Genomic DNA, 21822 nt, shown 5'->3' with positions numbered 1-21822 from the left:
CAACCTTTAAACCCTCATCCTTACTCATACTAATTCAGTGTTTTTAACTTCGATTTCAGTGTTACCCGCTAACTTATACAACTGGTTTTTGATATTAATTTCAAGTTCTACATCATTATTGTTTTTAATGGTGATGCCGTTTTCTGCGATCCTTATTTTAAGCGTTGCACCTCTGAAACCAATCGTAAACGAGAACGATTTCCATTGTGTTGGCAAAAACGGATTAAATTGTAGTTTTCCATTTCGAACCCGCATTCCGGCGAAACCTTCTACCACACTCATCCAGGTTCCGGCCATTGAAGTGATGTGTAAACCATCTTCTGTATCGTTGTTGTAATCATCTAAATCTAACCGGGCAGTACGCAGATAAAATTCGTAAGCACGTGCTTCGTCGTTTAGTTTCGCGGCCAAAATACTGTGTACGCAAGGCGACAAGGAACTTTCGTGAACGGTACGTGGCTCATAGAAATCGAAGTTTCTTCTGATGGTTTCCAGATCATAATCTTCTTCAAAGAAATAGATACCTTGTAAAACATCCGCTTGCTTAATGAACGGTGAGCGCAAAATCCTATCCCAACTCCATTTCTGGTTGATTGGTCTATCGCTCGCCGGCAGATCTTTTACCAATGTTTGCTCCTTATCCAGATAACCATCCTGCTGTAAGAAAATTCCTTTTTCCTGATCTTCCGGATAGTACATCTTTTCGATAATATCTGCCCAATCGGTAAATTCCTCGTCTCTAAAATTTACGCTTTCCAGCAAATTCGCATATTTATGTGGCTGCTGTGTTTTTACAATTTCTGCTGCTTCGGTGGCATATTTCATGCACCAGGTAGCGAGTAAATTGGTGTACCAGTTATTGTTTACGTTGTTTTCGTACTCATTCGGACCTGTAACCCCGAGCATTACGTATTGCTGTTTTTCGCTGCTCCAGTTTACACGTTGTTTCCAGAAACGGGCAATGCCAATGAGTACTTCCAAGCCGAAGTCAGAAAGATAACTTTCATCGCCCGTATAGCGGATGTAGTTATAGATAGCGAAGGCAATCGCACCATTGCGGTGAATTTCCTCGAAGGTTATTTCCCATTCGTTATGGCATTCCTCGCCATTCATGGTCACCATGGGATATAACGCTGCGCCATCCTTAAAGCCTAATTTTGCAGCATTTTCGATCGCCTTACCTAATTGTTTATGGCGATAAACCAATAAGTTTTTGCTTACTTCCTGCGGAGCGGTAGCCAGATAAAATGGTACGCAATAAGCTTCAGTATCCCAATAAGTAGAGCCGCCGTATTTTTCGCCGGTAAAACCTTTCGGACCGATATTCAGGCGATCATCTTTACCTGTATAAGTTTGAAACAACTGGAAAATATTGAACCTGATGGCTTGCTGTGCAGATACATCTCCTTCAATAATGATATCACTCTCTTCCCATTTGGTTGCCCAGGCTGCTTTTTGTTCTGACAATAACGTATCAAAACCTTTAGCCGTTGCTTTCGCAATTACTGCCTTTGTTTCTTTTAAAAGCGATTCTTTTGGATAGTTTTCGGAAGATAAATTAGCCGCAATTTTGATCAGTGTAACCTCTTCGTTTGCCTTTATATCCAACGTTACAGTTTGCCCGACGAATTTTTCCCGGCGAACTTCCTCCAACTGAACATCAAGCTGCTTCCCATTTTTGTAGAGTTCGATGTTACTTCCTGTGCAAACTTCAAAAGCTGTTTTTTTCGTTCTCAGTTTGAGGTAAGCTTCTGTTCCTGAAAATTCATCCGCAACAAGATCCCAGAATTTTTCATCATAATTGCTATCCTGATTTTTAACATCACCATCAATAAATGGCATCAGGGTTAATTTCCCATCAAAATCTACTGGCGTAATGGAATAACGAATGGCGCCAACTTCATCATCAGCGATGCTGCAAAAACGGGTTGCTTTTACTTTTACGGTTTTACCACTTTTTAGCTTTGCGGTGAAAGTACGTTCTAAAACCCCGGCATGCATATCCAGCACCCGCTTGAATTCGCTTACTTCGGCAGTTGCCAAATCTAAAACTTCATCATCCAGCTTGACTTCAATTCCTACCCAGTTTGCAGCATTTAAAACTTTAGCAAAATATTCCGGATAGCCGTTTTTCCACCAGCCTACGCGGGTTTTATCAGGATAATAAACGCCTGCAACATAATTACCTGATAAAGTTTCGCCGGTATAAGTTTCTTCAAAATTAGCCCGCTGACCCATCCGGCCATTACCTAAGCTGAAAATACTTTCTGAAATTTTATTTAAATGTGGATCAAAGCCTTCTTCGATAATGTTCCACTCATCTGCTTTAATGTAATTTTTCATAATTGAGTATTGAGTAGCGGGATTGGAGATTGGAGACAATGCCCTTCACCTTAAACCCTACACCTTAAACCTATAAATTCTCTAAATCTTTAACTGTTAATTTGTCTAATCCGCTAACGACTACATCCGCATCGGTGAGTACGCTTTTTTCGCCGATACCAATGGCTCTCATACCACCTCTTTTCGCTGCTTCCACACCAGCCACAGCATCTTCAAAAACGACACATTCATCAGGTTTGAAACCTAAAAGTTCTGCACCTTTCAAAAATACTTTCGGATCTGGCTTTGATTTAGTAACCATATTGCCATCTACAATTTCATCAAAGAAATGCGCAAGATTGGTTTGCTCTAAAATAATCCCTGAGTTTTTGCTCGCTGAACCCAAAGCCAGTTTATAACCAGCCTGGTGAATTTCAGTCAAAAAATCTACCGTTCCGGGCAAAACTTCTGCAGGTGTCATTTTGGTGATCATTTCTACATACCAGCTATTTTTCAAAGTGGCGAGTTCTTCTTTTTCAGCATCCGTTTTTTCTACGCCGCCCCAGGCCAAAATTTTATTCAAACTTTCTACCCTGCTTACGCCTTTCAACTGTTCGTTTTGCGCTTCGGTAAAATCAAAACCCATGGTATTGGCGAGTCGTTTCCATGCCTGGTAATGGTAAACAGCGGTATCAACTAAAACGCCATCAAGATCAAAAAGGCAGGCTTTTATTTGGGTTTTGGGTTCGGGATTGGGGGTTTGGAGTTCTTCTTGCATTATTGGTTGTTATATCGTACAGCGTAGTAAGTATCTATTATCAAGGCAGGTGTGCTTACCTGGTTTTCCGCTTTGATCTTTGATCTTTCCGCCTTAGTATTTATTTTTTGCGTTCTACTTAATTCAACTCCAAAACCAGCGTTGTCCTTGCTGGCACTTTAATTTCGTTGAATGAAATGGTTTCGTTGGTAATAATATTTTTCGCTGAGGTAGTTCCGAGGGTTCTTTCTGTGAAACGATCCGTTTTCAGTGTCTTTTCTTTTTCGGCATTATTTACAACGACCATCACTGTTCCTTTAACGCTTTCATTGTAGCGGAAGTACACATAAATATCATCTTCCGGTACAAACTGCATCAATTTTCCACTTTGTAAAGGAACACTGTTTTTTCGGTAATTTGCTAATGTCCGCACAAAATTAAATGCCTCATTTTCTTTGCTTGTTCTACCTTTGGCGATGAACTTATCTTTTTTGTCACCATCCCATCCACCAGGGAAGTCGGCACGCACTAAACCATCAGGGTTGGAGAAATTTTTCATTAATATTTCAGTTCCGTAATACATTTGCGGAATGCCACGCATGGTGAGCAATAAGGCCATACCCATTTTATATTTTTGGAAATCTTCATTCACTACAGAATAAAAACGGCTCATGTCGTGGTTATCTAATGCGACGCAATTTTGAGTAGGATCTTTATATAAAAAATCGTGTGCGATCACGTCGTACAAACGATTCACGCCATCAGTCCAGCCATTTTTTCCGTTTAGTGCTTCATAAATCCCTTCTTTTACAGCCATATCGGTAATTCCCGGAAGGTGTGTATTAAAGCCGCGATTTACAGTGTTTCCTTCTGTAAAATAAGCCTGATTCGGCACGCCACTGACAAAGGTTTCTCCGAAGATAGAAAGGTTTGGAAACTCAGCTTTTATCTTCAATGCCCAATCTGCCATATAAGCCGGATCGTTGTAAGGATAAGTATCTAAACGCAAACCATCAATGCCTGCATATTCAATCCACCAGATGTGGTTTTGCGTCAGGTAATTTTGCACATAAGGGTTTTGCTGATCCAGATCTGGCATAGACGGTACAAACCAGCCATCCAGCATTTTCTTGCGATCGGCTTGTGAGGCATGTGTATCCATAACCGCCTGATCGCGGTAACTGGTTTGTGTATATTTTGGCCACTGATGCACCCAGCTTTTCATCGGTAAATCTTTAAAAAACCAATGCCCCGTGCCAATGTGATTGTGCACAATATCTTTAATCACTTTCATGCCTTTTGCATGAGCAGTTTCTACATATTTCTTAAAAAGTTCGTTGCTGCCATAACGCGGATCAATTTTATAGTGATCGGTTACTGCATAACCATGATAGGAAGCTTTTTCCATATCATTTTCGATTTCCGGTGTCATCCAAACGGTGGTGATGCCTAAATCTTTCAGGTAATCGAGGTGATTCATTACCCCCTGAATATCGCCTCCGTGACGGTAATACATACTATCACGGTTTAGTGCAGTTTCGGCTAAGCCTTTCACTACATCGTTACTTTTATCGCCATTCGAAAAACGATCCGGCATCAACAAGTAAATAAAATCTTTTTGTGTTACGCCCTGAATTCTGGTTGTGCTTTTATCGCGGTTCCTTAATTCGTAAGTGTAATTCAATATTTTTTTCCCGTTTACCGTGAAGTGAATTGGAAATTTTCCCGCCCTGGTAGTTGGCGCGATGGTTAAATCTAAAAACAGGTAATTTGGGTTTTCTACTTTATTAACTTTTACCAGTTTTACACCCGGGTAAGTTAATGAAACAGTACTTAATGCGATGTTTTCGCCATGTACAATCAACTGCAATTCAGGATTGTGCATACCTGTAAACCAAAACATCGGCTCGATCCGTTCTAATTTCTGGGCGAATAAATGACTTGCCGAAAGTGAAATCAGCAAAGTCAGCAGCATTATTTTTTTTCCTGCAAATTGCAGAAAGTTTGTTTGAGCACTGGATAATAAAGGAAAGAGCGAAAAGTTTTTGGATCTGAACATGCTGAAACATTAAAGGATAAAAGCCCTGCAAAACTGGCGTTCGGCAGGGCGAAATAAAGATTAATTACTTTTTAACCATGGTGTAGCTACCGCCTGTTACCACATCGCCTGCTTTCGTAAGCGTTAAAGTAATGGTATAAATGCCAGGGGTTTCCACCTTAATGTTGCCACCCCCCAAAGCAAGCGTGGTACCGCCACCTAAATTAATCGCCCAGTCGTGACCGAAACGAAATTTAAATTCTCCTGCAACCAGCGTAGTTTGCAATGTGTAAACCATTGCTTTTCCATCGTTAATTACTTTCAAATCGGTATCAATAACCCAGCCACCGGGAGTTGCATCACCAATAATAGACCATTCTTTTGGTGTAGTGATGGTGTAGGTTGATTTATTTAAGTCGACCGTAACTTGTTTTACTACCGCATCCGGTGAATTAATATCTCCACCAGAAGTGCTGATGGTACCCGTACCGGCATCACCGTAAGAAAGATCCCATTTTTTTGCAGGTGTAATTTTGAAAGCAAGTTTACCTGGCGTAAAGGCAATCATTCCGGTATAAATGCCATTGCTTGATAGTGAAACCAAACTATCTGCAGTAGCGGGATCCCAGTTTTGGTAAGCTCCCGGAGCATAAATCCAGGCAGAAGCTAAATAAGGTGTTGCACTTAAAGTAACCACATTCGAATAGCTGATGTCGTTTACGGCTGCGCCGGATTTTAACCTTACTTCAACCTGGGCAGGTGTACCTACTTTGCCACCTAAAGCTAAAATCATGTTATTTACCTGGGTAACCGTTGGTGCATAAGTACCCCTTGTAACCACTATTTCACTTGGCGTACTAAAGTTTTTCCCTTTTAAATCGAACTGTAAAGTAGAGGTTACAGGCACCACATAACCTGTTGCGGTAGATATAGGAAAGTTCAAGGTTAGTGCGGTTTGCGTACCATTGGATTGCACTAAATTTAAATTAGTTGCCGAAGCCGCTAATGTACCTGCAGGTGCAATATTGGAAACGGTTTGCGTTTCATCTTTTTTGCAGGACCAAAGCGATAGGGTGATTAAGCCCAACGCTAAGGATTTGAATATTGTTGATTTCATCTCTTATTAAAATTAAGATTAATAACCTGTGTTTTGAACCAGATTCGGGTTGGCAATTAAATCTGCTGTTGGAATGGCAAAGATGTTGCGGTAAGCCGGGATTGATGCTCCGGCTTTTACGCCACCTTTGTATGGCCACAAATAAGCAGCACCTGCAAACCTTCCGAAACGGACTAGATCTGTACGGCGGTGACCTTCCCAGTATAATTCACGTCCGCGCTCATCTAAATAGAAATCTGTAGTTAATGCCGCAGCACTCACATGACCAGATGCATTTCCATAAGCCCTGGTGCGTAAGGCATTAACATAAGTTAAAGCAAGGCTTGCACTTCCGCCGGAACCACCACGCGCAACAGCTTCTCCATAAATTAAATACTGTTCAGCCAGGCGGAATAAAGCAAAATCAAGCGAGCTGAATACGCCATTTAGCGAAGTTGGAGTGGTATTGGCAGATGTTCTATTGGTGAATTTTGTAACACGTAACCCATCAGTGAAAGTACCAACATCATCAATTGTATTTTTAGTACCGAAGAAAACACCACGTTTATCTAACGTTCCGTTTGCATCAGGAAACAGAGCCGGTAAATTCTGACGGGTCCTGTTTCCACCCCATCCACCATTCGGAACACCGAAACTCGCCGGATTCATATCTGCATTAATGGCCGCATTAATTAAGAAAGTAGTTCCTCCGTAATTTGTTCCTTTTACGCCATCATAGTTAATGGTTAAGATGTTTTCTGTATTGTTTCTATCGTTATCTGATTTGAAAAGATCCAGGTAATTGTTTTTCAATTGATAATTGGCTGCAATTACTTTACTTGAATAGGTAATGGCTTCAGTATATTTCGCGGTACCGGTATAAACCTGTGCATTTAAATATAATCTCGCCAATAAAGCCCAGTCTGCACCTTTATCGGCACGGCCATAATCATTTGCACGCGGCTCAGCTAAATCGCCTTCAATTGCTTTTAATTCAGATTCCACATAGTTAAATAACGCTGCTCTTTGAATTTGTTTTGGTGCAACTTTACCAATGTTATCATCTTCAGTTACGAAAGGCGGATTACCAAAAGCATCTAACAATACCCAATATTGAAAAGCACGTAAAAAACGAGCTTCAGCACGGTAGCGGGTAATGGCGGTGGCATCTGCACCAGCAATGTTGCGACTTGCCAATTTCTCTGGTGTGCTTTCTCTTAAAAACTCATTACAGAAAGTAATCTGCAGTAAACTTCTCGAGTATAAACCTCTTAAAAACTGGTTATCATTGCTTGGCGTGCCGAAGTTTAATTCCGGAATACCCACATCGCCCCAGGCACAAATGGCTTCATCCGTTGTCAGCTCCTGCGAAGTCCAGAATAACCTGAAGAAATCTGCAAAACCTGCATTTAATCCGCCAACATCACTGTTGTCTGAACCTGATGGACTGGTTAGTGCGTAAGTTGCATACAGCTTCACCAGGCTATTTTTATATCCGGCCGGAGTGGCATAAACATTCTCGGCAGTTACATCATTGGTTGGCGTTAAGTTTAAGTCCTCTTTTTTACAAGAATTTAAACCTAAAAGCAAGAACCCTGATGCCAATATGATTTTAAATGAATTTTTCATTTTTATATTTTCTTTGATATTAGAAACCAACATTTAAACCCAAAGTGTAAGTTCTCGGTCTTGGGTATAAGTTAAAATCAATCCCCGATGATAATTCCGGATCTAAGCCTTTGTAATCAGATACGATAAATACATTCTGTACGTTCGCTGAAATTCGCATACTGGTGTTACTGTTTTTAGATAATTTACCTACGTTGTACGACAAACCAACGTTATCCATTTTTAAGAATGATGCATTTTTGATAAAATAATCACTTAAATACTGCGTACCCGAACTCCCGGAGAAATTGGTATTGTATAAATCTACCCCGGCATTGTTCAGAATTCCCTGTGTACTTAAGATGTTATTTCTGATTCCGAAGTTGGATGAAATGTTATCGTATACATAGTTTCCAATGCTCGCCCGAAGCACGGTTGTAGCCGTCCATTTTTTGTAAGTGAATGACGTATTGAAACCAAAGGTGAAGTTTGGATCTGGTGATTTATAGAAATACTGATCATTCGTGTTGATTACACCATCGCCATTTAAATCTTCATAAATACCTTCTAAAGGCACGCCATTAGCATTGTAAACTTGTTTATAAACGAAGAATGCACTTGGAATCTGGTTCACCGCATTCCATTTTAAGGTATTTCCTGTACCACCGGTAATGTCACCTGCACCAACTTTAGATCCCGGATCAGGATTTAACGTCAAGTTGGTAATCTTCCTTTTGTTGTAAGCCGCATTCACACCAAATTCCCAGGTCACCTCATCTTTTTGGATGGCTACAAAATTCAAGCTGGCTTCAGCACCCTTTACTTCCATATTCCCCACGTTGGTGGTTAATAAGTTACTGAAGTTGGTCCCTACCGGGATGTTAATCGTACTCAATAAATCTTTTGTTTTTTTGTAATACACATCCAGGCTACCGTACAATCTTCCTTTTAAGAAACCATAATCCAAGCCAGCATTATAAGTAGTTGTGGTTTCCCATTTCATATCCGGATCATAACCAGCAGGACTGTAATAATTGTAAAAAGAGTTGCCCACCTGATACTGACCCTGGTTGGTATTGGCATAATATCTGGAGATGTAATTGTAGTTACCAATGGTTGATCCGTCTTTATTACCTGTTTCGCCATAGCTTAATCTTAATTTCAGATCAGATACCACTTTGCTGTCTTTTAAGAAATTTTCGCCAATAATTCTCCAGGTAAAACCAGCTGAAGGAAAATATCCCCAACGATTCTGCTCTGAGAATCTTGATGAAGCATCTGCACGCATCGTTCCGGAAAGGATATATTTATCAGCAAGGGTGTATACAAATCTTCCATAATAAGAAAGTAACTTTTGTCTCTCTACAGCATTAGGGAATACAGGAGTAGTTAAAATCTCTCCTGTTCCTCTGTACGTATTGAAATAAAAATCAGTAGTGGAGTTATCATAGTAACCATAACCAGCGGTTACATCAAACCTACTTTTAATGCTTTCTACTGTTTTGGCATAGTTTAAATAGAACTCTGAGAATTTATCAGAACCATTGTTTAACCTTCTTTCGTAGTAACCATTTGTTGAGGCGCGTTGCGCTGCATAAACAGGAATTGATTTTGAACCGTAACCTTTAGAGATATCGTAACCTAAATTTAAGTTTGCGTGCAATTCCGGCAGGAAGTGAAAAGAGTAATCAAACCTGGCATTACCAAAGCTTCTTTCTGCATTACCTACGTTATTTTGCTGCCTGATTAAAGCAACCGGGTTACGTGGTGCATTTGGATTTGGCACGCCTGCAGCCCCCGTTCCTGAAATCCACTCGAAATAGCCACCAAATTTATTATCAGCATAAACAGGTTGAGTGGGATCGAACTGGATGGCATTCTGAATTGCGGCATCATCAGGATATTGAGAATTACTCAGGGTTCCTTTTAAACTTAAATCAATTTTTAAGTGGTCCTTAAATAAACGTGGCGATAAGGTTAAACCACCAGTTGCTCTTTTCAACTTGGCGGTAATCAATACCCCATCCTGATCTAAATAACCAGCAGATACGCGGTAAGGAACGCCTTTAAATGATCCGGCAATGCTTAACGTATTATCTGTTGAAAATGCGTTTTGATAAATTTCATCCTGCCAATCAGTATGGGCGGTACCTAAAAGTGCTCGCTGTGCAGCTGTTCCATTTGCGTTTACATAGGCACGAACCTCATCAGCAGAGAAAACATCAACCTTTTTCGCTACTGTGGCGATGGAATTATTGGTACTGAAATTAATCACCGGTGCACCTGAAGCACCTTTTTTAGTGGTAATTAAAATTACCCCATTTGATGCCCTGGAACCGTAAATTGCCGTTGCATTTGCATCTTTCAATACGGTAAAGGTTTCAATATCGTTCGGGTTAATTAAAGAAAGCGGACTTGGTGCATTACCAATACTGTTTCCGCTGAAAGGAACACCATCCACAACAATTAACGGATCATTGCTGGCATTTAGAGAAGCACCACCACGAATACGGATTTGTCCTCCTGCACCTGGCGCACCACCACCTGAAATGATGTTTACACCAGCAACTTTACCCTGAATCAATTGTTCAGGAGTGGTAATGGTACCTTTTTGAAAGTCTTTCGAACTTACGGTAGTAATGGAACCGGTTAAGTTTTTCTTTTCTGCCGTACCGTAGCCAATTACCACCACTTCATTTAATTTTTGTGCATCAGGCACCAGCTGAAAGTTTAGCGTAGTGTTGCCATTAAGGCTTACCGCTTTATCGAGTGTTTGATAGCCGATAAAACTGGCAGATAAGGTTACCGAACCGTTCGGTAAACCAGCAATTTTGAAATTTCCTTCACCATCAGTGGATGTACTTCTGGTTGTACCTTTTACAACCACAGAAGCACCAGGTAATGGCAGGCCTGTTTCATCAAGCACCTTTCCGGAGATTGATCCGGTTTGTGCTTTTACGATTAATGCTGAAAAAACTAACAGCACCAAAAGCCCCTGTTTTAACAGGTAAAATACTTTCATATTCGAAGCTCGTTTAAGTATAAAAATTTGGTTAAATATTATAGTGAATTACACACAGGCCTAATTTACAGCACATAATTACATTTCAAAATTTATTTAAAAAATATATTTACTGCGAAAAACAGACCTGTAAAAAACTGATAAAAATTTAATTTTACTTTAAATTTTAGATTTCAAAAAAATGCCGAATAAAAAATAAAATATTGACAATCAATTATTTAAAAAAACATAAAAGTTGTTTAGCGTGTATTTTTTACACTAAGCCATTTTTCAACGATTCTTCGGGAACGTTCCCGAAAAAATCAATATCAAATTTGCTGCGTTTTCGGGAACGTTCCCGAAATTTGAACAGAATTCTGCTTATTTTACACTAAGTGAAGATTTTTTTTGAGATTTTCAGGGATTAAAAACCTGCTTATTTCAGTCGTTTTTTTTGCTGGTTTGAGGTAGAATTACGGATGATGATTTCTGACTCCAGAACCACCTCATTCATGAAATTTTTATCTTGCTGACAATCTAAAATTTTGAATAATAATTTAGCTGCCTCATCTCCAATTTTAGCCGCTGGTTGCGTAATGGTGGTGAGTGATGGATTTAAGAGCGGGGCAATTTCCAGACTGGAAAAACTAATTACTTTCAAATCGTCAGGAATGTCAATGCCTAAATCATAACAAGCATAATAAGTAGCAAAAGCCAGACGTTCCACAGATGTAAAAACACCATCTGGCTTTAAATCCGTTAAGGCATTCTTAATGATAATGCTATTTTCATCATAACTGTTACTGCAATCCACAATTAACTGTTCTTCAAAACCAACCCGATGCTTGGTCAAAGCATCTAAATATCCCTGCATTCGTGTTTTACCGATGGATAAACTTTTATTCACCACCAGATAAGCAATGCGCCTGCAACCTTGCATGATTAAATGTTCAGTGGCTAAAAAACTACTGTTATAATCGTTTGTAATTACTCTGGGCGTTACAATATCTTCATAAATCCTGTCGAAAAAAACCAACGGCAGGCGTTTCGTACCGAACTCATTCAGGTAATTATGGTCGTTGGCCTCCCCCGAAACTGACATGATAATGCCATCAGCACGGCCATTATGCAAATGCCGAATAAAGGTTACCTCTTTATGATAGTCATCATCGGTCACATAAATTAGGATATGATAACCATTCGCCCTGGCCACCCGCTCAATACCATGTATAGCCTGTGAAAAATAATTGTTGGCCAATTCAGGTACAATTACCGCAATGGTTTTGCTTTTTTGTTCTCTTAAATTGCTGGCGTAATGGTTAGGCTGATAGTTTAATTCTTTCGCTTTGGTTAAAATCCGCTCTTTGGTGGCACCATTAATATCGCTGTTATCTCTAAAAGCACGCGAAATTGTAGAAGTTGATAGATTTAATGCTTCTGCTAATTTCTTAATATTAATATGATCCATTTTAACTTTGAAAGATAGACTGGTTAAATTTTGATGTAAATATAAGTGATAAAATTACCTTTTAATTTTATAATACAATACAACTGTTCTGACTCCTTTTCTAAATTATCATTTAGATACTAAGTTATTCATAATATGCGCCATGTTTCTTTTTTTTAACAGCATGAAGTTGAAATAAATATGTTCTAAAAAGTATCAGGGAGTGAAATTTAAAATAATATATTTTTTTTTAAAACAAAAACAAGATTTATCCATTAATACTAATAGAGAATTTATGATATTTGCTTTTCACCTATAAATACTAACAAATAAGACAAAATCTACGCCAAATGGAAATTAAGAAAATACTCATCGCTGATGATGATGAAGGGATAGTAGATGCGATAACGATGATATTGGAAGTGATGGGTTATGATGTTGAGTTTACTTACGATGGTGGAGCAGTTATTGATGCAGTGAAAAATAAACCTGATTTAATTATGCTCGATATCTGGATGAGTGGACATGACGGACGTGATATCTGTAAGTTATTAAAAAATGATCCTAAATACAAAGAAATTCCGGTTTTGATGATTTCAGCAAGCCGTGATATCAGGCAATCTGCCATGGATGCGGGCGCGAACGATTTTATGGAAAAACCTTTCGAAATGGATTCCTTATTAGATAAAGTGCAGGAACTTTTAAATTAACCCGTTAACGATAACCAATTTCCTATTGCCAATAGCTTAGATTGTTTACATCTCTAATATCTGATTTTCCAGTCATTATCATTGGTCATTACTGATCCTTTAGCCATTCCGGATTACATTATCCCGGTTGATTTTATGTAAAGAAAAATACGGGACACTCCAGATCATGATATTTTTTTCGAAATTTAATATCAGTTTTTCACAAAAAGTGATTCTTCATTCCGAACGTATACTACCAATCAATGTCCGATCAGCCTGAAAGTATTATAAGAAAGATTATCCACATTGATATGGATGCTTTTTATGCATCGGTAGAACAACGTGATTTTCCTGAGTATAGGGGGAAACCTCTTGTAGTGGGCGGCAAGCCCGATAGTCGCGGGGTAGTTGCCACAGCCAGTTACGAAGCCCGGCAATATGGCATTCGTTCCGCAATGTCTTGCAGTAAAGCTTATCAGCTTTGTCCAACAGCTATATTTGTGTATCCCAGGTTTGATGCCTATACCGCGGTGTCAAAAGCCATCAGGGAAATATTCAGCCGCTATACTGATGTGATAGAGCCACTTTCGCTGGATGAGGCCTATCTGGATGTTACGGAAGATAAACTTGGCATAGGATCCGCCATCGATATTGCCAAATCGATTAAAGATGCCATCAGAAATGAATTGAACCTTACCGCATCTGCAGGTGTTTCCATCAATAAATTTGTGGCTAAGGTGGCTTCAGATATGAACAAGCCAGATGGATTAACTTTTATTGGGCCATCAAAAATCAAGGCTTTTATGGAAAAACTTCCCGTTGAAAAGTTCTTTGGTGTAGGCAAAGTTACTGCTGCAAAAATGAAGGCCATGCAAATTAACACTGGTGCTGATTTAAAAAACTTAACCGAATCACAACTCATTGCACAGTTTGGAAAATCAGGCAAATTCTATTACAAAATTGTACGCGGACTGGATCACCGGCCTGTTCAGTCTCAACGCGAAACAAAATCCGTTGGCGCAGAAGACACCTTGCCAGAAGATACCAATGACCTGGCCGTAATGCACGATTTATTAAAGCAAATCAGCGAAACGGTAGCCACCAGGTTAGAGAAGCATCAGTTAAAAGGAAAAACCATTACCCTAAAAATTAAATTTGAAGATTTTAAACAGATTACCAGAAGCCGTTCTTTTTCAACACCATTTAATCAGGCTTCGCAGATGTTTCAGGAAGCCATAAAACTTTTAGAGGAAGCGCAATTGGGAACCATGAAAGTTCGATTGCTGGGCATCACCCTTTCTCGTTTTTATGATGAAATCCCAATCGAAAATATCGAAAATAACCAGCTGGAATTTGATTTCTGATAGATGTGAGTGTATCAGAATTAATTTATATTGGTAACTCAGGCATATAAAAATAATGGCGCACGTTATATATTCCTTAAACCTGCTGGTCATTTTATGGTTAATGTGTTTTTAACCACTCCAGTCTGCGCTGATCTGGCAAATGTTTCACCTTAAAGTTTTCAAATTTTGCCTCAAAACCATTACCATCCGGACTAGCAGCCATTAAGCCCACCATTACAGGTGTGTTATCCTGCAAAGGAGCATTTCTTGTCATGATGTAATTTTGATCATCCAAAGAATAAAAAATCTCTACGGCATCAAGTCGGCGCACCACTTTAACCCAGATAAATGGCGGCACCTTTTCCAACGGAAGCACACTCCAATCACTTTTATCATGAGTAACTACTGTACTGATGTTAAATTTGCCATCCACAAACTCCACCCCCGTTTTAATATAGTTCTGATGATCTATCCGGATCATTAAACCCATCTGATCGAATCGGGCTTTATAGGCTCCGGTAAGTTTTACCTTTGCTTCAAACTCACCCCCATATGTTGCATAATAAAATGGTGCATCATCAACCGTAAAGCCATAATGAGAAATACGCCAGTAATCACTATTTGGTGTAACCTGCATTTTTAAGGTATTATTCTTAATTTCCCATTTATCCGGCTCATTAAACCACTGCATTTTTTCTAAATTCTGCGCCTTCAATTCGTTTAGTCCGCATAAAATACCTATTGTCAAAAGAATTCTTTTCATTTAATATTATCGATTAATTTATAGTAATGATCAATTAAGAGAATACAAGCAATTGAAAACATTTATTTCAGCACTTCATCACCATTCAAATGATTAAGTTCGCAAAGTTATTTAACGCTTCAGCCAATTTCAATGGTCATAAATAACCATCAATTTTAGTTAAATGCGAAATCTGCTTGATATTAAACTTTTGTCTCAAACTTTTGAAACGATCCAAAATCCTGATCAGAAACTGGATAACGCGAAGGGTATTGCACAGATGTACAGTCAATTTGAAAATTGTATTGCAGTGTTAAGTGATATGAAAGCGCGGAAAAGCTTTCTTTATTATGGCGATATAGCTGGACAGCTTGGGCTATCTAAGCAAGATCATGAAATCAGATCCATTTGGGAAGATCAGTTATTAAATAAAATACATCCTGAAGATTTACAGAAAAAATACCGACTTGAGTTCCAGTTTTTTCAGCACCTGCATACTTTGCCTGCCGAAGAACGCATGGATTATGAGGTCATCACCAAACTTAGAATAAAAAACAGGGATGGCAAATACGTGTTGATCAAACATCGTTTGCTGTATATCACCAGTTCGGATGATGGCAGTATCTGGCTGGCACTCTGCCTTTACCAAATGATTTATGACCACCCGGAATTTGAGGTCCCTCAAGGCATTATAATTAACAACAAAAGTGGAAAAATCATTGAGCAGAATGAAGCGCAGTTTAAAGTACTCCTCTCCTCAAGAGAAAAAGAGGTTTTACGGCTAATTAAACGTGGACTGAGGAGCAAAGAGATTGCAGATAAGCTGATGCTGAGTATCAATACTGTGAATCGACACAGACAAAATATATTTCAGAAACTAAACGCAAGTAACGCGATGGAAGCCTGCAGAATGGCCGAAACCATGGGCCTGGTAACTTAATTGGTTGACATTTAATTCTAGATGATTCAGATGTGATCAGCTGACTATAGGCTATCATTTATTATGTTTGGAAAAGATTTAATAAGGGTAAAAAATGTATACCGGCAAAAAATCAAATCAATCTTAATCAAGGTTTTGTTTTCCTTAAAATATTTTTTCTGCACTTAAAAGCAGTCATTTTCATAAGGCTTAAGACATTCCCTTAAGTGATATTGCACTCCAAATAAGAGTATAAAAAACATAAATCACTGTTACAGAGCGTTTAATTTACTTTTGCTCATTATTCATGATTTGATAGTGAAACAAAATATAGCTCTCCCTGTTAATATCGAAAATTAACAATATGAACAGAAATATTACAAAACTATCAATGATGGTTGCGATATTGGGATTATCATCACAATTATTTGCACAAGAATCAACACCAACTACCTCTGGTAGATTTGGTAAACAACCTTTAAGAACCTGGAGTGTAGGTGCTCAGGGAGGTATATTCAGCCAGAATACTTTTTTAGGTGCTGGAAGTGTTACTGCCAGAGAATTTAAAAGTATCGGTTATGGTGCTTTTGTTAAAAAACAAATCTTACCGGCTTTAGGCTTACAGGCAGACTTTTTACGTGGTGAAATGAAAACCATCGTAGCACCTAACTTAGAACAGAAAAACAGCATCAACTGGGCTGGATCATTAACTGCAGTATTAAACATTGCTAACTTCAGCTTAAATACTGAAAACGCGGTATTGATTCCTTACATTAAGGCAGGTGCCGGTTATATGGCTTCTGATTCTCAGGTAGGAACTACTCAGGTTTTTACTGACAGAGAAGGCTGGTACATCCCAACCGGAGTTGGATTTAAATTTGGCGTTTCAAAAGGCATCAACATTGATTTAGGTTATGACATCAACTTCATTAAATCATCTCCTACCGTTAAAAATGCTTACTTAGAAAGCAGATATTCTTACTCTCACGTAGGTTTAGAGTTTGCTTTGGGTAACAAAGAAAATTCTCAATTACAAAACTATAGCGCCGTTGCGGATCTTCGCAAACAAAGTGCTGAAGAAAGTGCTGAGTTAAGAAGAGCATTATCTACTGCTGAGCAAAATGCACAACGTGACAGAGATCAATATGCTAAAGATATGGCTGATGATGATAATGATGGTGTAGCGAACAAATTTGACAAATGCCCTGGAACAGGTTCAGGAACTGTAGTTGATGGTTCAGGTTGTCCAATCAAAGTACAACGCGAAATCATCAGAGAAACTAAGGTAATCACTGAGGAAGACCGTAAAGTAGTTAAAGATGCAATTTCAAACTTAGAATTTGATTTAGGTAAATCAACTATCCGTTCTAAATCATACGCAAGCTTAAACAGGGTTGCTGGGTTATTGGTAGACAAAAACTTTAGCTTAAAATTAGCTGGCCACACCGATAACACTGGTGGCAGAGAGTTAAACTTACGTTTATCTAAAGAAAGAGCAGAATCTGTAAAAGCTTATTTGGTATCTCAGGGTGCTAATGCTTCCAGAATCGAAGCTACTGGTTACGGACCTGATCAACCGATTTCATCTAACAAAACCGCGACTGGCCGTCAGGAAAACCGTCGTGTAGAGTTTACCTTATACTAAGTACAGAATAGAGTATAGCATAATATTAACTAAAATCAGATTAATATTATGCCAATGATATAAATGCAGTTAATTTATTTTAACTGCATTTATTTTATAAAATGATATGGGCGCAGGCAAAACCACATCTCAACAATTAAATATGAAAAAGGAATTCCCATTTTACATTAAGGCACCAGTAATCATGCTTGGCCTCGTTATCGCTGTATTTATACTCAGTGTGCTTCGGGATATTCTGGTTCCGCTGGCTTTTGCAACATTGATTGCGATATTATTAAATCCCCTATCGGTACGGCTGGAGAGAAAATTACCTAAAATTCTTTCCATTATAATTTCTATGATTATTGCTTTACTGGTAGTAGCCGGAATCGCTTATTTCCTGTCGTCGCAAATTGCACACTTTTTTGATAATGTTGATGCCATGAAGCAAAAGTTTACCGAATTGCTTTATACCAGTCAAGCCTGGCTGGAAAAAACTTTTGGTATTGGCACGAAAAAACAGGTACAGATGATTAAGGAGGCAGCCAACAACAGTAAGGCAGTAATCGGACAAACCTTAAGCGGCGCACTGGGTGTTCTGAGTGTGGTGTTTCTGATCCCGGTATATACCTTTCTGATCATGCTATACAAAACATTAATCCTCAATTTCTTTTATGAAGTTTTCTCAGCAGAAAATCAACAAAAAGTCGGAGAAATTCTGGCAGAAACCAAAGCTGCGATTCAAAGTTATATTGTGGGTTTACTAATAGAAACAGGGATTGTGGCTGTTATGAATTCTTGTGCATTGTTAATTCTGGGTGTGCCCAATGCCATTCTGATTGGGGTAATTGGGGCAATCTTGAACCTGCTTCCCTATATCGGCGGAATTATTGCCATTGCTTTACCCGTACTGATGGCTACCGTTTCATTTGACGGGTACACCACTCAATTATTAATTATTGCGGCCTATGCACTTATCCAGTTTATCGACAATAATTTACTGGTTCCGAAGATCGTTTCTTCAAAAGTTCAGATTAACGCACTGGTGTCTATCGTTATTGTGCTCATGGGTGCAGCGGTGTGGGGCGTACCGGGTATGTTTTTATCAATTCCTTTCATTGCCGTACTTAAAATCATATTTGACAGAATTGACGAATTAAAACCCTGGGGTAAATTACTTGGGGATAATATTCCTACCGAACACCTGGGTCAGCTCAAAAGGCTGAGAAGAGGAAAAAATCAATTGGCAAAAAATACTTAGAATAAATTTAAAGATTCAATAATATGACAACTGGAAAAAAAATCACATCAATTATAGCCCTCATCGCTTTATTAATTATCGGAGGGTTAATTTACTACAATTATTTCTTTGTATTTGGCGAAGGTGTTAAGGCAGGCGAATTAAACTATATTGTAAAAAAGGGCTACCTGTTTAAATCGTATGAAGGAAAACTTATTCAAAGCGGGATCAAATCAAGGCAAACTGGCACACTGCAGAATAATGAATTTGAGTTTTCAGTCGGAGATAAGCAAATTGCAGAACGCATGATGGGCAACAGTGGTAAATTTTATGAATTACACTATAAAGAATATAAAGGAAGCTTGCCCTGGAGAGGTTATAGCAAATATGTAGTTGATAGTATTTATACCATCAAAGATTTGCCACAGTAATCATGTTTTCCTGTATAAAATCAATCCGGACGACTTTGCGTTGGTCCGGATTTTTTTTGACCATATATTTCTGATTCATCAAAAATCTCCCCCCTTACTGATCCATAAAATTCAAGTTTCCTCTTTATTATCAGCGATACATTTATTCCATCATGACATATTGAATAGAAATGTAGTATCCCCCAACATTAGTCCTGGTCAAATATTTAGTATATTTATAAACATTATAATTACAAAATTGTATATTAATATATTAATTCAAGCGACATCCCATGAGATTTCAGCATCAAAATATTCTGGTTATAGGTGGAAGTTCAGGCATAGGCCTTGATCTGATTAGATTATTAAACAATGAAGGAGCGACTATTTATGCGGCATCCAGAAACCGTTCAGCAGAATGGCCCGCAGCAGTACACTACCTGGAAATGGATGTGATGCAAGGACCTGAGTCATTATCTGCATTTATCCCAGATGAACTGCATGGCCTGGTTTATTGTGTTGGTAACATCAATCTAAAACCATTTAACAGAATTTCTGCACTTGATTTAATAGATGATTTCAGGCTTAACGTAGTTGGTGCAGCATTGTCTATACAACAGGCATTAAAATCGCTAAAAAATGTTTCTTCAGCTTCTATTGTACTGATGAGTTCCGTAGCAGCGAGAACCGGCATGGGCTTTCATTCCAGCATCGCATCGTCAAAAGCAGCGGTGGAAGGATTGACCATCTCTTTAGCAGCCGAACTGAGCCCTAACCATATCCGGGTAAATGCAGTAGCACCCTCCTTAACCCATACCCCATTGGCTGGCAAGCTGCTTAACACTCCCGAAAAAATGGAAGCATCAGCCAAAAGACATCCTATTGGAAGATTTGGAGAACCAAAAGATATCAGCGCAGCCATTGCCTATCTGCTCTCAAGTGATAGCAGCTGGATAACCGGACAAATTTTAACGGTTGATGGCGGCATTGGCAATTTAAAAACGAATTTTTAGCCCGAAATATGATGTATCAATTAATCCATGAACTGGTAGACCTGGTTAAAATATATGAAAGCAGTACCAAACATCCTGCTGAAGATCTTCATGCCTTTCGCAGCTGGCTCGATATTCGTTTCAGAGATGAACAGCCGGTATCAGCAGCTGATCCCAACTGGACGGGTAAAGTAAATGGCCGCTCGGCAGATAGTGTCATCAACACCTCTCTCGTTCATTTATACCGTTATGCCAAAATCCACGCCAAAGCCGCTATCACCGACAGCACATTCTCCACACCCGACGAATTTATCTACCTCATCAGCCTGGTTTCTGGCGGAAGCATGAGTAAAACAGAATTGATTAAACACAATATACATGATAAGCCCGCAGGATCATTAATTATTAAAAGGCTTCTGGACAAAGGTTTAATTGAACAGCAATCTTCAGCTCTGGACAGGAGAAGTAAACTGATCCGCGTAACTGCAAAAGGAAATGACCATTTAAAACAAAGCATGGATAAAATCAGACTGGCTTCGGCTCAGGTAACGGAGCCCCTTTCTCCACAGGAAAAAATGGAACTAATTAACCTATTGCTCAAACTTGAAGACTTTCATCATGCCCAGCTCGCAGAAAAGATTTAAGATATATGTACCCGATTTATTTTGAAAGCCGCATCCTTCGATTATTTAATTTTTGCTTCCGTTCATCCATTACAGAAAAATGAAAACCATCTTTGATAAAGTATCTGCAGAATGCAGTAAGATCGTTACTAAAAATTACAGCACCAGCTTTTCCATGGGTATTCAGTTCCTGGGTAAAAAGCTTCGGAATCCTATTTATGCGATATACGGTTTCGTAAGGCTTGCCGATGAAATTGTTGACAGTTTCCACGACTATGATAAGGCCACACTGCTCCATAAGTTTAAAAGAGACTGTTATGAAGCCATCAATGACCGCATCAGCCTTAACCCGGTACTTAATGCCTTTCAGGAAGTGGTTAATAACTATCACATAGATATTGAACTGATTGATCTTTTTCTTCAGAGCATGGAAATGGATCTCCGAAAGGAAGTATATACGCCAGAAAAATATGAGCAGTATATCCTGGGCTCTGCGCAGGTGGTGGGCCTGATGTGCCTGCATGTTTTTACAGAAGGTGATAAGGCCTCTTACGCACGTTTAAAAGAATCTGCGATGAAACTGGGTTCAGCCTTTCAAAAGGTAAATTTTTTAAGAGATGTGAATGCCGATTTTTATGTTTTAAGCCGTACGTATTTCCCAAATGTGGATTTGTCGGTATTTTCAACGTCAGAAAAAACCGTTATTGAAAAGGAAATCAGCAAAGAATTCGACGAAGCACTGGAAGGCATCAGGCAATTGCCGGCATCATCCAGAAAAGGTGTATACCTGGCTTACATTTATTACCGCAGACTTTTTGATAAAATCAGGAGGAAAACAGCAGCACAAATTATGGCGGAACGCGTCAGAATTTCCAATGTACATAAATTTACACTTCTCTTCGGCTCTGTGCTAAGAAGTCGCTACAATAGAATTTAATACCGACAAGATCAACGGGTTAAGATGGAGC

At 38.9% G+C, this 21822-nt stretch carries 17 protein-coding genes; 9 read left to right on the top strand and 8 right to left on the bottom strand.

What is annotated here, in order from left to right; translation table 11 throughout:
- Positions 1 to 24 precede the first annotated feature (24 nt).
- The 7 genes from OQX64_RS19735 to OQX64_RS19705 form a co-directional block, all read right to left on the bottom strand.
- Positions 25 to 2343, bottom strand: coding sequence for a glycoside hydrolase family 65 protein (locus OQX64_RS19735; protein WP_265820056.1), 2319 nt, complete (start codon positions 2341 to 2343; stop codon positions 25 to 27).
- Positions 2344 to 2413: 70 nt separating this feature from the next.
- A complete protein-coding gene (gene pgmB, locus OQX64_RS19730) occupies positions 2414 to 3100 on the bottom strand; it encodes a beta-phosphoglucomutase (RefSeq protein ID WP_265820055.1) in 687 nt (228 codons plus the stop codon).
- Positions 3101 to 3218: 118 nt separating this feature from the next.
- Positions 3219 to 5138: a glycoside hydrolase family 13 protein gene (locus tag OQX64_RS19725; protein ID WP_265820054.1), complete on the bottom strand. Its 1920-nt coding sequence runs from the start codon at positions 5136 to 5138 to the stop codon at positions 3219 to 3221.
- A 64-nt stretch (positions 5139 to 5202) separates the two neighbouring features.
- Positions 5203 to 6234: a SusE domain-containing protein gene (locus OQX64_RS19720; protein ID WP_265820053.1), complete on the bottom strand. Its 1032-nt coding sequence runs from the start codon at positions 6232 to 6234 to the stop codon at positions 5203 to 5205.
- Positions 6235 to 6252: 18 nt separating this feature from the next.
- A complete protein-coding gene (locus tag OQX64_RS19715; protein WP_265820052.1) occupies positions 6253 to 7842 on the bottom strand; it encodes a RagB/SusD family nutrient uptake outer membrane protein in 1590 nt (529 codons plus the stop codon).
- A 19-nt stretch (positions 7843 to 7861) separates the two neighbouring features.
- Positions 7862 to 10843 carry a SusC/RagA family TonB-linked outer membrane protein gene (locus OQX64_RS19710; protein ID WP_265820051.1) on the bottom strand — a complete coding sequence of 994 codons (2982 nt, stop codon included), beginning with the start codon at positions 10841 to 10843 and terminating at the stop codon, positions 7862 to 7864.
- 415 nt (positions 10844 to 11258) lie between these two features.
- Positions 11259 to 12290 carry a LacI family DNA-binding transcriptional regulator gene (locus OQX64_RS19705; protein ID WP_265820050.1) on the bottom strand — a complete coding sequence of 344 codons (1032 nt, stop codon included), beginning with the start codon at positions 12288 to 12290 and terminating at the stop codon, positions 11259 to 11261.
- 329 nt (positions 12291 to 12619) lie between these two features.
- Between OQX64_RS19705 and OQX64_RS19700 the strand changes: the two genes are divergently transcribed.
- Positions 12620 to 12979 carry a response regulator gene (locus tag OQX64_RS19700; protein WP_088299408.1) on the top strand — a complete coding sequence of 120 codons (360 nt, stop codon included), beginning with the start codon at positions 12620 to 12622 and terminating at the stop codon, positions 12977 to 12979.
- A 242-nt stretch (positions 12980 to 13221) separates the two neighbouring features.
- Positions 13222 to 14322, top strand: coding sequence for a DNA polymerase IV (gene dinB / locus OQX64_RS19695; RefSeq protein WP_265820049.1), 1101 nt, complete (start codon positions 13222 to 13224; stop codon positions 14320 to 14322).
- 100 nt (positions 14323 to 14422) lie between these two features.
- On the opposite strand, the gene OQX64_RS19690 is transcribed toward dinB, so the two are convergent.
- The gene (locus OQX64_RS19690; RefSeq protein ID WP_088299410.1) at positions 14423 to 15067 is read right to left on the bottom strand and encodes a DUF1349 domain-containing protein; all 645 of its coding nucleotides are present in this window, start codon (positions 15065 to 15067) and stop codon (positions 14423 to 14425) included.
- A 163-nt stretch (positions 15068 to 15230) separates the two neighbouring features.
- Here OQX64_RS19690 and OQX64_RS19685 point away from each other — a divergent pair, with 163 nt between their 5' ends.
- The 7 genes from OQX64_RS19685 (at position 15231) to OQX64_RS19655 (ending at position 21791) form a co-directional block, all read left to right on the top strand.
- Complete coding sequence (locus OQX64_RS19685) at positions 15231 to 15986, top strand: response regulator transcription factor (RefSeq protein WP_265820048.1); 756 nt, start codon at positions 15231 to 15233, stop codon at positions 15984 to 15986.
- A gap of 343 nt (positions 15987 to 16329) precedes the next feature.
- On the top strand, positions 16330 to 17610 hold the full coding sequence (locus tag OQX64_RS19680) for an OmpA family protein (RefSeq protein WP_265820047.1): 1281 nt from the start codon (positions 16330 to 16332) through the stop codon (positions 17608 to 17610).
- 142 nt (positions 17611 to 17752) lie between these two features.
- Positions 17753 to 18850 carry an AI-2E family transporter gene (locus OQX64_RS19675; protein ID WP_088299913.1) on the top strand — a complete coding sequence of 366 codons (1098 nt, stop codon included), beginning with the start codon at positions 17753 to 17755 and terminating at the stop codon, positions 18848 to 18850.
- A 23-nt stretch (positions 18851 to 18873) separates the two neighbouring features.
- Positions 18874 to 19260, top strand: a complete 387-nt coding sequence (locus OQX64_RS19670) for a hypothetical protein (protein ID WP_088299413.1) — start codon at positions 18874 to 18876, stop codon at positions 19258 to 19260.
- A gap of 272 nt (positions 19261 to 19532) precedes the next feature.
- Complete coding sequence (locus OQX64_RS19665) at positions 19533 to 20252, top strand: SDR family NAD(P)-dependent oxidoreductase (protein WP_088299414.1); 720 nt, start codon at positions 19533 to 19535, stop codon at positions 20250 to 20252.
- Between the two features lie 8 nt (positions 20253 to 20260).
- The gene (locus tag OQX64_RS19660) at positions 20261 to 20875 is read left to right on the top strand and encodes a MarR family winged helix-turn-helix transcriptional regulator (protein WP_088299415.1); all 615 of its coding nucleotides are present in this window, start codon (positions 20261 to 20263) and stop codon (positions 20873 to 20875) included.
- A 79-nt stretch (positions 20876 to 20954) separates the two neighbouring features.
- The gene (locus OQX64_RS19655; RefSeq protein ID WP_265820046.1) at positions 20955 to 21791 is read left to right on the top strand and encodes a phytoene/squalene synthase family protein; all 837 of its coding nucleotides are present in this window, start codon (positions 20955 to 20957) and stop codon (positions 21789 to 21791) included.
- The last annotated feature ends 31 nt before the right edge of the window (positions 21792 to 21822 follow it).

The organism is Pedobacter sp. GR22-10 (assembly GCF_026239715.1).
Lineage (GTDB): Bacteria > Bacteroidota > Bacteroidia > Sphingobacteriales > Sphingobacteriaceae > Pedobacter.
The sequence above is the reverse complement of the archived record's forward strand: the minus strand, read 5'-3'. Positions and strand labels throughout refer to the sequence as shown.